Genomic DNA, 14,042 nt, shown 5'->3' with positions numbered 1-14,042 from the left:
GTGGCGTGGACGCGGTGGAGACGGTGTTGGCGTGGACTATTCCCGGCGGGACTTTGACGGTGGTCGGGGTCGCGGTGTACGAGTTGCTGCGCCAGAAGCGGCGCAAGCGCAAGGGCACGCCGCTGGCCACGACGACCGTCAACGAGATCACGGCGATGTTCTACGGCAGCAAGCGGATGGAGCTCGACCACCGCGATTCCATGGCCGTGATGCGCGAGGAAGACGGCCAAGGCGCACCGCCGCTTCCCGTCGACCTCGACCACGGCGTCGTGGTGCTTCGGCCGAGCCAGGACCCTGGAGGGCCCGAACGGCGAACTCGGGGGTCCTGAGCGTTCGACACGGTGGACGCGGGTGTTCGACTCGCGGGATGTCGGCAGGCCGGCCGCTAGTTGTACTGCCCCGCGAGTCCGCGGACGCGCTTAGCGCGTTCGGCGACAAGGCTCTTTTCGACGCCGGTCATGGCGGCCACGGTACCGATCCGGGCCGCCGTTCCCCCGAACGTCAGCCGCGGAGGCTGAGGGGGCGTAGGTCGGTCCAGTGCTTCTCCACGTAGGCGACGCACGCATCACGGGTGTCCGGGCCGAACTTGGCGGTCCAGCCTGCGGGAACGTCGGCGAACGACGGCCACAGGGAGTGCTGGCCCTCGTCGTTGACGAGGACGTGGAAGCGGCCCTCGGGGTCTTCGAAGGGGTTGGTCACGGCTCGATCCTCCGGTCGGGGTCGGTCGTCGCGGCGTGCAGGTGGCGCAGGACCGCGTCGGCCAGGTTGTGGGCTGTGGTCGGGGTGAACAAGTCGGTCGCGTAGACGAGGTAGCACGGCACGGGGCCGTCGTCCTGCGGTTCGTAGAAGCTGAGGGTCAGCTCGGCGGGGGTGGTGCCGGTGGGGATGGCTTCCAGGGAGCCGGTGTCGCCCTCCAGGGTCGACAGGACCGCCTTCTCGTGGTGGACGATCATGACCTGTGGGTCGGCGGGCACCTGGACGTCGGCGTTGTCCAGCGCGGCCAGGGTGGTCGCGCGGATGCGGGACAGCAGTTCGGTGTAGCTGGGGTGGCCGGCGGTGTCGGTGCGCAGCACGATCCGGTTGAAGAACGAGCCCACCAGGTCCGCCAAGGCCTCCTCGGTCCGTCCGGCGGCCATCGTGCCGATCGGGATGTCCGTGCCGTACGGCGTGATCGCGGCGGCCAGCGCTGCCTGCACGACCATGAACATGCTGGTCCCGGTGTCCGCCGCCAACCGGTCGACGGACGCGTGCAGTGACGCCGGCAGCTCGAACGGGATCACTTCGGCGGGATGCCGCCCGGGATGGCGGCCGTCGAAGTAGGGCAGGGCGAGCACGGGTAGGTCGCGCAGGGTGTCGCGCCAGAACGCGTGCTGCTTCTCCCCCACCGACTCCACGACCTCCAGTGACCACAGCGTGTAGTCGGCGTAGGTCACCGGCAGCTCTGTCCACTGTGGAGCTTCACCGGCCCGGCGGGCGGCGTAGGCGTGCTGGAGGTCGCGGAACAGCGGCACCACGGACCACTCGTCCACCGCGAGGTAGCTCATCGTCAGCAGCAACGCCTGGGCACCGTCGCGGTCGTCCACCACCAGCAGTGCACGGGCGGGCGGCTGGGAGGCCAGGTGGACCCGTCCACCCGCGATCGCGCGCAGCGCACCGTCCAGGCCGAGTACGCCCACGACTTCCAGCGGTGGCGCGGGAACCGCCCGTTGCACACCACCGTCGACCACGGTCCGCAACGGCTCGTGGCGGTCGACCACATCGGCGTACGCGGCGACCAGCGCGGGCACGTCGAACGGCGTGGAAGCCCGCAGCGCCAACGCGTGATCCCACCTGCCCGACGCCCGGCCGCGCTGCACGGGCGCCAACGGCAGGTCCACCGGCCGGTCGAACCGGCGCAACCGGGGACGGGCCGACGTGGCGCCGGTCAGCCGCCCGGCCAGCCCGGCGACGGTGGGCGAGTCGAAGACGTCACGCAACGCGATGTCCACCCCGAACACCGACCGGATCTTGCCGACCAGCCGCATGGACGCCATCGAATGGCCGCCGAGGGTGAAGAAGTTGTCGTGGATGCCGGGTGACACGCCAAGAAGCTCGGCGAACAGTTCCGCGATCGCCTTCTGCTCTGGCGTCACCGGCCGGTCGTCGCCGGTCAACGCGGACCAGTCCGGCTGGGGCAGGGCACGTCGGTCGAGCTTGCCGTTCGGCGTCAACGGGAGCGGTCCGTCGAGGAAGATCACCGTGGCCGGGACCATGTACTCGGGCAGCCGTTCGGCGACGAACGCCCGCAGGTCGTCCTCCGTCGAGCCGACGACGTAACCGACGAGCCTGGTCACGTCACCCGCGCGGTCGGCGACGACGGCGGCCTGCACGACCGCGGGGTGTCGGGCGAGGGCGGCTTCGATCTCGCCGAGTTCGATCCGGTAGCCGCGGATCTTGACCTGGGTGTCGACGCGGCCGAGGAAGTCCAGGTTGCCGTCGGCACGCCAGCGCGCCCGGTCGCCGGTGCGGTACATGCGGGTTCCCGGCGGGCCGAACGGCGAGGCGACGAACCGGGACGCGGTGAGCGCGAACTGGCCCAGGTAGCCACGGGCCAGACCGCGTCCGGACACGTACAGCTCGCCGACCACACCGGGCGGCACCGGCCGCAGGCGGTCGTCCAGCACGTACACGGTGGTGTTGGGGTCGGGGACGCCGATCGGCACGGCGGTGTCCCACTCAGGCGCCGCCTTCCACAGCGTGGAGTTGACGGTGGCCTCGGTGAGGCCGTACGCGGCGAGCAGGTTGAGCCGTCCCGCCCATCGCCCGATCACGTCCGGTGGCACGGTCTCGGTGCCGACCAGGATGGTGGAGCCCTCGGGGAGTTCGCAGTCGGCGGGCAGCGCGGACACCAGCGACGGCGGCAGGATCATGTGCGTGATCCGGCGGTCGCGCAGGAAGTCGGTCAGCTCCGGGCCGGCCACGCGCACCTCGTCCGGCGCGAACACCAGCCGTCCCCCGACGCACAGCGCCATCGTCAGCTCGAACACGGCCACGTCGAAGCCGACCGACGCGAACTGGAGCACCCGGCTCTCCGACGTGAGCCCCATCCGGTCGATGGCGGTCGCGGCGAGGCTGGAGATGCCCTCATGCGGCACCACCACGCCCTTGGGCCGACCGGTCGAACCCGATGTGTAGATCACATACATCGCCGAGTCGAGCGCCGACGGTCCACTGTATACAGTCGACGGCCGACAGTCGCCCGCGCCCGCGCTCGTCGGTCGATTGTCTACAGCAGACAGACTACCTTCGGGTGTTTCTGCGGACAGTTCTTTGTATGCAGCATCCGAGTCGAGGGTCAGGATCTCCGTGACATCGGGGACGGGCGCGTCGTGGGTGGTGACCACGAGGGCGGCTGCGGAATCCTGGATCATGTATGCGATCCGGTCGGCCGGGTGGGAGAGGTCGAGCGGCAGGTAGGCCGCGCCGAGCTTCAAGGTGGCGACGACGGTGGCAACCATGTCCGCCGACTTGGGCACCGCGATGCCCACCACGGACTCCGGGCCGACACCGCGCGCGGCGAGCAGTCGGGCGATCCGGTCGGACCGGTCGTCCAGCCACGCGTAGCTGACCGACCGGTTGCGGTCGACCACGGCCACCGCGTCGGGAGTCGTAGCCACGCACCGGGCGAACATCGTCGTGAACGTCTCCTCCGGCACCACCCGGGCGGTCCGGTTGAACTCGTCCACCACCCGCCGGCGCTCGTCCGGCGCCAGCAGGTCCACCGCGCTCACCGGCGCGGACGGCGCGGCGAGCACCGCACCCACCAACGTGGTCAACCGAGCGCCGAGGCGTTCCACCGTCACCCGGTCGAACAGGTCGGTCGCGTACTCCAACCGGCACACCACCGGCCCGTCCACCACCTCGGTGAAGCTGAACACCAGGTCGAACTTCGCCGTCGTGGTCTCGTGCCCGACCCACGTCACCGGCAGCCCGTCGAACTCCCCCGCGTCCCGCCCCCGGCTGTGGTAGCCGACCATGACCTGGAACAACGGGTTCCGGGCCGCCGAACGGGTCGGGTTCAGCCGGTCCACCACCGCCTCGAACGGCACGTCCTGGTGCGAGAACGCGGCCAGCGAAGTCTCTTTCACCCGCGCCACCAGCTCGGTGAAGCCCGGGTCGCCGGACAGGTCGGCCCGCAGCACCAGCGTGTTCACGAAGAACCCGACCAGGTCGTCCAACGCCTCGTCGGTGCGACCCGCGATCGGCGCGCCCAACGGGATGTCGTCCCCCGCGCCCAACCGACTCAGCAAAGCCGCCACGGCGGCCTGCAACACCATGAACATCGACGCGCCGGACGTCTGCGCGAGCGACCGCAGCCCGTCCGCCAACCCGGGCTCGAACACGACCTCCAGGTCCGAGCCGTGGAAGGTCGGACGTCCCGGACGCGGCCGGTCCACCGGCAGTTCCAGCTCCTCCGGCGCACCGGCCAACGTCCGCGCCCAGAAGTCCAACTGCTCCTCGCCGACGACGTCGAGCACGTCCCGCTGCCACACCGTGTAGTCGGCGTACTGCACGGGCAGCGGCGCCCACCGCGGAGCCTCACCGATCCGCCGCGCGCGGTAGGCCGACGCGAGATCCCGCAGGAACGGCCGGTCGGACCACTCGTCGGTGGTGATGTGGTGCAGCAGGACGACGATCAGGTGCTCGTCGAAGTCGAGCCGGGCGACGGTCACCCGCAACGGCAGTTCGGTGCGCAGGTCGAACGGCCGCTCGACCTCGTCCCGCACGATCCCCGGCACCTCCTCCGCGGACGCCGAACGCACCACCACCTCGGGCGTGACGTCGCGCAGCACCCGCTGGAACGGCATGCCCTCGTGCTCGCCGAACACGGTCCGCAGCGCCTCGTGCCGGTCGACCACGTCACCGACAGCGGCGGTGAACGCGGGCACGTCCAGCGGGCCGGAGACCTTGAACACCAGCGGGAAGTTGTAGGCGGCGGACGTCCCCTCCATCTGCTGGATCAGCCACAACCGCTGCTGCGCCGACGACAGCGGCAGCTCGGCCGGCCGTTCGACGGGCACCAACGGTGGACGGACCGCGCCGCCACCCGCCCGGGACGCCAGCTCGGCGACCGTGGGCGCGTCGAACAAGTCCCGGATCGCCAGGTCGACCCCCAACGCCGACCGGGCCCGGCTGATCAGCCGCGTGGCGAGCAGCGAGTGGCCGCCGAGGTCGAAGAAGTTGTCGTCCACACCGACCGACGGCACACCGAGCACGTCGGAGAACAACCCGCACAGCACTTCCTCTTCACGGGTGGCGGCGGCGCGGGACGACGCCACACCGCTCACCAGCGGCTTGGGCAACGCGCGGACGTCGAGCTTGCCGTTCACGGTCAGCGGCAGCGCGTCCACCGGCATGATCGCCGCAGGCACCATGTAGTCGGGCAGGCTGGACTTGAGCCCGTCGCGCAGGACCGCCGGGTCGACGGACGACACGACGTACCCGACGAGCCGCTTCACGCCGCCCGGACCGGCGTCCACCACGACGGCGGCGTGCGTCACGCCGGGTTGGGTCGCCAGAGCCGCCTCGACTTCGCCCAGTTCCACCCGGTAGCCGCGGATCTTGACCTGGTCGTCCGTGCGGCCGAGGAAGTCCAGGTTGCCGTCGCGGCGGGCGCGCACCAGGTCACCGGTGCGGTACATGCGGGTGCCGGGCGGACCGTACGGGTCGGCGACGAACCGTTCCGCGGTCAGGCCGAACCGGTCGTGGTAGCCGCGGGCCAGGCCGATGCCCGCGATGTACAGCTCACCCGGCGAACCGGGCGGCACCGGCCGGAGGTGCGCGTCGAGCACGTACGCACGCGTGTTCCGGATCGCCTTGCCGACGGCCGCCGTCTCACTGTCCTCAGTGGACGCGCCGAGCGTGTTGATCGTGTACTCGGTCGGCCCGTACAGGTTGTAGCCGTACGTGCCGGGGGTGTCGCGCAGCCGCTGCCACACCGATTCCGGCACGGCCTCGCCGCCGAGCAGCACCAACGCGGGCACGTGGTGGTCGAGCAGGCCCTCCTCGATGAGCAGCTGGGCGTAGGTCGGGGTCACGTTGACCACGTCGATCAGGTGCTCGTCGCAGTACGCGACCAGGGCCGCCGCGTCACGGCGCAGCTCCTCGTCGCACACGTGCACCTCGTGGCCTTCCACCAGCCACAACAGCTCTTCCCAGGACATGTCGAACGCGAACGACACGGTGTGGGCGATCCGCAGCCGCCGTCCGCCCGCCGCCGCGATGGCCGGGGCGAAGATCGCCTGCTGGTGGTTGAGCTGCATGTTCGTCAGGCCCCGGTACGGCGTGACGACACCCTTGGGGCGGCCGGTCGAGCCGGACGTGTAGATCACGTACGCCGGGTGTTCGAGCGAGAACCGGGGCCACTCGAAGTCAGCCGGTGACCCAAGCATGCCGTCCAAGCGGTCCAAGCCCAGATCGTCCAGACACAGCGCGTCCGGCACCAGACCGACGGCCTTGGTCGACAGCACGCACAGCGGCTTGGTGTCGTCGATCATCAGCAGCAGCCGGTCGGCCGGGTGGTCGAGGTCCAGCGGCAGGTAGGCGGCGCCGGTGCGCAGCACCGCGAACAGCGCCACCACCATGTCGATCGTGCGCGGCAACGCCAGCGCGACGACTCGTTCCGGCCCGGCGCCCCGGCTGATCAGCAGCCGGGCCAGGGTGTCGATCCGGTCCTGCAACTCGGCGTAGGTGAGCCGCTGGTCGCCGAACACCAACGCGGTCGCGTCCGGCGTCTTCCTCGCTTGGGCGACGAGCAGGTCGGCGATGGTGTCCTCGACCATGCTGTCGGCGCTCGCGTCCCACTCCTCGGCCAACGCCCGGCGCTCGTGGTCGGGCAGGACGTCGAGCGTGCCGAGCAGTGCGTCCGGCGCGTCGACCAGCCGTTCCAGGACGGTCGTGTAGCGGGTGAGCAGGGCTTCGGCGGCGTCGGCGGTGAAGATGTCGGGCCGGGAGGCGAGCGTGACGCGGGTGCGGGCGCCCGGCGTGATGACGAGCGTCAGCGGGAAGTGCGTGCCGTCCACATTGGACACGTCCAGGACGCCGTGCGCCTGTGCCAGCTCGGCCTGCCGGTCCTCGCCGTCGCCGGTGCGCAGCACGAACAGCGTGTCGAACAGCTGCCGGTGCCCGGCTTCCCGCTGGATCTCGCCGAGGCCCACGTGCTCGTAGGACATCAGCGCGGTCCGCTCGGCCTGGACGCGGCGCAGCAGGTCCAGCACGGTCTCGCGGGGGTCGATCGCGATCCGGGTGGGAATGGTGTTGAGGAACATGCCGATGACGTGCTCGACGTGCTCCACCTCGACCGGGCGGCCCGCGACGGCGGTGCCGAACACGACGTCGTCCCGGCCGACCTGGCTCGCGAGCACCAGCGCCCACGCGACGTTGAACACGGCGTTGGCGGTGAGGCCGTGCCGCCTGGCTTGGGCGCGGATCCGGTCGGTCAGGTCTTCGGTCAGTTCCTGGTGGAACTCGGTCGGGATGACCGGTTCGCGGGACCTGTCCACCGGTGCGACCAAGGTTGGCTCGCGCAGGCCGGAGAGGGCGGTGCGCCAGGCTTGACGTGCGGCGTCGTGGTCCTGGCGGTTGAGCCACGCCAGGTAGTCGCGGTAGGAGCCCGGGGGCGGGAGTTCGGCTTGCGGGTCCCGGTACAGCTCCAGCAGCTGCTCCAGGAACAACCACGCCGACCAGCCGTCCCACAGGATCAGGTGGTGCGTGATGACGAGCCGGTCGCGGCCGTCCGGAAGGCGCAGGACCATGAACCGGCACAGCGGTGGTGCGGCGAGGTCGAAGCGTTCACGGCGGTCGGCGGCCAGGAGGTCGGCGGTTTCGGTCTCGTCTGCCAGGTCGACCACGCGCAACGGGATTTCCACGCCGGGCGCGATGAACTGCACCGGTCCGGGCACGCCTTCGCCGGTGAACCCGGCGCGCAGGCTCGGGTTGCGGTCGAGGAGTGCGGCTCCGGCGCGGCGCAGGCGGTCGACGTCCAGGCGGCCGGCGAAGTCCATCGTCTCCTGGGAGAGGTAGACGTCGAGCGCGTCGGTGTCGTAGCTGGAGTGGAAGTACAGGCCTTCCTGCAACGGCGAGAGCGGCCAGACGTCCTCGGCCTCGGGCAGGGCGCGGCGCTGTTCGTCGGTCAGTGCCAACAGAAGACTGTATTCAATCTCCTTGTCTACAGTCTCCACGGTCGCCAGTGCGGCGACGGTGCGGTGCTCGAACACGTCGCGCGGGCTGATCTGGACGCCCAGCTTGCGGGCCCGACTGGACACCGCGATCGACGTGATGCTGTCGCCGCCGAGCCCGAAGAAGTCGTCGTCCACGCCCGGTTCCGGCACACCCAGCACGTCGGCGAACACACCGCACAGCAGGCGTTCGCGCTCGGTCTGCGGCGCACGTCGTTCAGTGGTCGTGGCGGTCGGGGACGGGAGCGCGTTCTGGTCGAGCTTGCCGCTGGGGGTGAGCGGGAAGTCGGGCAGCGCGACCAGGGCGTGCGGGACCATCGCGGCGGGCAGCGCCTGGGCGATACCGGCTTTCAGCGCGTCCAGGTCGACGTCCGCCGGTGTCACGTACCCGAGCAGCTGGTTGTCCCGTGCGATCACGGCGGCCCGCTGCACGCCCGGCAGCTTGCCCAGCGCGGACTCGACCTCACCCAACTCGATCCGGTTCCCGCGCACCTTCACCTGACGGTCCGTGCGGCCGAGGTAGACGATCACACCGTCCGGTCGGCGCACGACCAGGTCGCCCGTCCGGTACATGCGGGAGCCGGGCTCGCCGAAGGGGTCGGCCACGAAACGTTCGGCGGTCAGCCCGGACCGACCGTGGTAGCCCTGCGCGAGTTGGACGCCCGCCAGGTACAGCTCACCCGGCACCCCGGCAGGGACGGGTCGCAGGAACGGGTCGAGCACGTGCAGCCGGGTGTTCCAAACCGGGCGGCCGATCGGCACGGCCAGGTCCGGCGCGGCGTCGTACTCGAAGTAGGTGACGTCCACGGCCGCTTCCGTTGGGCCGTAAAGGTTGTGCAGCGGGACGGCGGTCAGTTCCAGCCACCTGGCGGCGACGTCCCCGGTCAACGCCTCACCGCTGCTGAACACGCGGCGCAGGCTCGCGGACCACTTCGCGCTTTCGTGCACCTCGGGGACGCCGAGGAACGCGGCCAGCATCGACGGCACGAAGTGCAGCGTGGTGATGCGTTCGCGGTGGATCAGGTCGGCCAGGTAGGCGGGGTCGCGGTGACCGTCCGGCTTGGCGAGGACGACGGCCGCGCCTTCGCACAGTGCCCAGAAGAACTCCCAGACGGACACGTCGAAGCTGGACGGCGTCTTCTGGAGCACGCGGTCGTCAGCGGCCAGGCTGTACTCGTGCTCCATCCAGGCGAGGCGGTTCACGATGGCGCGGTGCGTGACGACGACGCCCTTGGGCCGTCCGGTCGAGCCGGAGGTGTAGATCAGGTAGGCGGGCCGGTCCGGGTGCGGGGTGGGCAGTTCGACGTCCGGTGCGGTCTCTTCGACGCAGTCCTCGGGCCGCACGACGGTCGTCGCGCCGGAGTCGGCGAGCATGAACTCGATCCGCTCGGCCGGGTAGTCGAGGTCGAGGGGCAGGTAGGCCGCGCCGGACTTGAGCACGCCCAGAAGTGCCACCATCAGTTCGGCCGAGCGGGGCACGGCTACTGCTACGACGTCACCGGCGTCGGCGGCTCGCAGCCTGCGTGCCAACGCGGTGGCGCGGCGGTCCAGTTCGGCGTAGGTGAGGTTCGTTCCGCCGTAGGTGACCGCGACGGCGTCCGGGGTGCGGGCGGTCTGGGCTGCGATCCGGCTGACGAGCGTGCCTTCGGGGACGTCGACGGCGGTGGCGTTGAGTTCGGCGATCCAGTCGGATTCGCGGGCGGAGACCAGGTCGAGGCGGGCCACCGGGCGGTCGGGGGTGGTGGCGAACGCGGTCAGCAGCCGAACCAGCCGGTCGCCGAGGGTGGCCACTTCGGCGTCCGGGAGGCGGTGCTTGAGGCGGAGTTCGATGCGTTCGCCGGGCATGACGATGAGGGCGAGGGGGTAGTGGACCTGGTCGCGGACGTCGACGTCGTCCACCACGTCCGGGAAGTTCTCGACCACGACCAGGGTGTCGAACAGCTCGCCGTGCCCGGTGATCCGCTGGATTTCGGCGAGGCCGAGGTGGTGGTGGTCCAGCAGGCGGGTCTGCTCGTCCTGGAAGCGCTGGAAGACGGTGGCGAGGCTGTCGCCGCCTTTCCAGCGTTGGCGGACGGGGACGGTGTTGATGAACAGGCCGACGGCGTTCTCGATGCCGGGCACCTCGGCCGGGCGGCCGGCGACCGTCGTGCCGTACACGACGTCGGCGCGGCCGGTGAGTGCGCCGAGGAGCAGACCCCAGGCGCCGTGCAGGACGGTGCTGAGCGTGAGGCCCCGTCGTCGTGCTTCGGCTGCCAGGGCCGCGCTCAGGTCGGCGGGCAGGTGGACGCGGTGCTGGCCGTGGCGTGGCGACGCTTCCAACGCGCCGACGATCTTCGTCGGCTCGTCCACATCGGACAGCGCCGCACGCCACGCGGTGTGGGCCGCGTCCCGGTCCCGACTCGCCAACCACGCGAAATACCGCCGGTGATCAACCGGCCCCACCCGACCGCCGACCAGCTCCCGCCGCAGCAGCCCGACCGACCAGCCGTCCAACAAGATGTGGTGCACCGTCAGCACAAGCCGGTCACCGTGCCGCGCCGCCCTCATCAACGGCGGCTCCGCCAGGTCGAAGCCCGAAGCGCGCTCAGCCGCCAGCACGTCTTCCAAGTCATCAGCGGCCGGGTAGTCGCGCCAAGGCAGCGTCAACGCCTCCGCGATCACCTGCTCCACCCGCCCGCGCTCGGTCTGCCGGAAACCGGCCCGCAGCAACGGGTGCCGGTCCAGCAGGCCCTGCACGTCCTCCCGACCGGCATCCAGCGTCAGCACTTCCTGCACCACGTACGAGTCATCCGTGTCGTACTGCGCGTGGAAGAAGAAGCCTTCCTGCAACGGCGACACGGGCAGCACGGCACCGTCGAAACCGGTCACGTCGGCGATCGGAGCAGCCGCACGGGCGACGCGGGCCAGACCTGCCACCGTCCGGTGTTCGAAGACCTCACGCGGAGTGATCACCAGACCGGCGTCACGCGCCCGCGACACCAGCTGCATGGTGACGATGCTGTCGCCGCCCAGCTCGAAGAAGTTGTCGTGGATCCCCGGCGTCAGGCCCAGCACGGCCTCCACCAGGTCCACCAACGTCTGCTCGACCGGGTTCGTCGCCGGCGCGTCACCGCCCAACGCGGTCCAGTCCGGCTCCGGCAGCGCCGCCCGGTCGAGTTTTCCGTTCGGCGTCAACGGCAACGGCCCTGCCAGAGGCACCACCACGGACGGCACCATGTACTCGGGCAGCGCCGAAGCGACGTGCTCCCGCGCGTCCACAGACGACCCGACCACGTACGCGACGAGCCGCTTGACCCGCCGGTGGTCCTCCCGCACCAGCACGGCGGCCTGCGCGATGTCCGGGTGCGCCATGAGCACGCTCTCGACCTCGCCCGGCTCGATCCGGAACCCCCGGATCTTCACCTGACCGTCCGCACGCCCCAGGAAGTCGATGTTGCCGTCCGCCCGCCACCGGGCACGGTCACCTGTCCGGTACATCCGGGCGCCAGGCACGCCGAACGGGTCGGCCACGAACCGGGACGCCGTCAGCGCCGCCTGCCCCTGGTAACCACGCGCGAGCCCCCGTCCACCGACGTACAGCTCACCCTCGACCCCCACCGGCACGGGCCGCAACGCCGAGTCGAGGACGTAGCACCGCGTGTTGGGGTCCGGCACACCGATCGGCACCGGCCCGGTCCAGTCCGGCTGCGCCGCCCACAAAGTCGAGTTGACCGTGGCCTCAGTGAGCCCGTAAGCCGCGACCACGCGCAGGCGACGTGCCCACCGGGCGATCAGCTCGGTCGGCACCGTCTCCGTGCCGACGATCAGCACCGCGCCGGCAGGCAGTTCGCAGTCCGCCGGCAGCGCGGCGACCAGCGACGGCGGCAGGATCATGTGCGTCGCCTCATTGGAAGCGATGTACGACGTCAGCGCCTCCCCCGCGACCCGCCGGTGCGACGGCACGACGATCGCCCGCCCGCCGACGCCCAACGACATGCACAGGTCCCACACGGCCACGTCGAAACCGACGGAGGCGAACTGCACGACCCGGCTGTCCGGGGTGATCCCGATCCGGTCCACGGCCGTTGCGATCAGGCTGCCGACGCCCTCGTGCGTCACCACGACACCCTTGGGCCGACCGGTCGACCCGGACGTGTAGATCACGTACGCGGCCTGGTCCAGCGCAATGTCCAGCCCCAGGTCCGAACTGTCGGAAGGCAGGTCGAACCGCGTCTCCGGCGTGATGACGAGCTTCGCGCCCGCGTCGGCCACCATGTACTCGACCCGGTCACGCGGGTGGTCGAGGTCCAGCGGCAGGTACGCGGCGCCCGCCTTCATCACCGCGAGCAGCGTGACGACCAGGTCGGCCGAGCGCGGCAACGCCACGCCCACCACGTCCTCCGCCCGCACGCCTTCGGCGACAAGGGCACGGGCGAGCCGGTTCGCCGCGGCGTTCAGCTCGGCGTACGTCAGCTGGACGTCCTCGCACACGACCGCGACGGCGTCCGGCGTCCGCGAGGCCTGGCGTTCGAACGCACCCGGCCACGTCACCTCGTCCACCTCACGCGGTGAGGTGCCGAAGTCCAGCAGCCGCGCGCGTTCCGCGTCGTCCACCAGGTCGATCAACGCCACCGGCTGGTCCGGGTCGGCGTCGAGCACGCGCAGGAACCGGCGCTTGTGCTCGACCAACTCCTCCGGCGTGCAGACAGCGGCGTTCGCCTCGAACGTGACCGCCATGCGCCCGTCGACACGCTGGAGGAACGACGTGGTGAGGTCGTTGACCGGCCCGAGCGACAGCTGGTGGAACATCAGGTCGAGGTCGCCGAACAGGTTCTCCCGGGTGAACCCCAGGTAGTTGACCGTGGGCCCGACCATCTCGGGAATGCCGTCGCGCAGGCCGAGTTCCCGGGCCAGGTCCTCACCCCGGTAGGCGCTGTGCGGAACGACCTCGCGCACCTCCCGGTCCACGTCCGCGACCAGGTCGGTGATCGTGCTGTCCGGCCGCACGGTGACGCGCAGCGGCAGCACGGTGGACACCATTCCGGGCGTCACCCGGCTTGCCTCGTCCCGACGACCGGTCATCGGCATGGCGAGCACGACGTCGGACGCGCCGGTCACGCGGTGCACGTAGGTGGCGACGGCGGCGATGACCTGCCGTGACGACAACGCGTTCGGCAGGTCGAAGGTGTGTCGGACGACCTCGCGCACCTGCCCGGCGGCACGTGGCACGAGCCGCACCGGCTCCGGGCGGTCGGCCATCCGGGCGTGCCAGAACTCCTTGTCCTGCTGCCGCGCCGGGGAATCACGGTAGGCGAGATCGGCGTCGACCAACGGCTGCACCGGCATGGGCCGCGGATCGCCGGGAGCCGCGTACAGCTCGCTCGCGCGTCGGGTGACCAGCACGAAGCCGTAGGCGTCGACGACCAGGTGGTGGTAGCGCTGGTACCAGATCACGTGGTCGTCGGCGACGCGCAGCAGCGCGTGGTGGAACATCGGGCCGTGGGCGAGGTCGGTCAACCGGGAGAGGTCGTCGTCCATCCACGCCCGCGCGTCGGCGACCGAGTCGAACGACAGGTGCGTGACGTGGCTCGTCACCGGCGCCTGGATCTGGCCCTCGTCGGTGAACCGGACGTGCAGCGAGCCGGCCTCGCCGAGCGACTGCCGGACGGCGGCGTCCAACCGGTCGAGGTCGAGTGTGCCGCGCAGCTCCATGTACCAGCCGACGTTGTAGACGGGGTTGTCGGGCTCCAGCTGCTGTGCCAGCCAGACACCGGTCTGCGCACCGGTCAAGGGCAGCGCCATTGGTCTCGAACCTCTCCCGCTTCTTCCCGACATCACCCGCACACA

3 protein-coding genes are annotated in these 14,042 nt (G+C 70.8%); 1 reads left to right on the top strand and 2 read right to left on the bottom strand.

Annotated features, from left to right (window positions below):
• The first annotated feature begins 5 nt into the window (after positions 1 to 5).
• Positions 6 to 329 carry a DUF6191 domain-containing protein gene (locus tag F4560_RS07200; protein ID WP_184917868.1) on the top strand — a complete coding sequence of 108 codons (324 nt, stop codon included), beginning with the start codon at positions 6 to 8 and terminating at the stop codon, positions 327 to 329.
• A gap of 172 nt (positions 330 to 501) precedes the next feature.
• Here the strand turns inward: F4560_RS07200 and F4560_RS07195 are convergent, their stop codons facing one another.
• Complete coding sequence (locus F4560_RS07195) at positions 502 to 699, bottom strand: MbtH family protein (protein WP_184917865.1); 198 nt, start codon at positions 697 to 699, stop codon at positions 502 to 504.
• Positions 696 to 13,997, bottom strand: a complete 13,302-nt coding sequence (locus F4560_RS07190) for a non-ribosomal peptide synthetase (RefSeq protein ID WP_246477750.1) — start codon at positions 13,995 to 13,997, stop codon at positions 696 to 698. The genes F4560_RS07195 and F4560_RS07190 overlap by 4 nt, the downstream gene beginning before the upstream one ends.
• Positions 13,998 to 14,042: the final 45 nt, after the last annotated feature.

Origin of the sequence: Saccharothrix ecbatanensis, assembly GCF_014205015.1 — a bacterium.
GTDB lineage: Bacteria > Actinomycetota > Actinomycetes > Mycobacteriales > Pseudonocardiaceae > Actinosynnema > Actinosynnema ecbatanense.
Note: the sequence above shows the minus strand (reverse complement) of the source record. Positions and strands in the feature narration are given on the sequence as shown.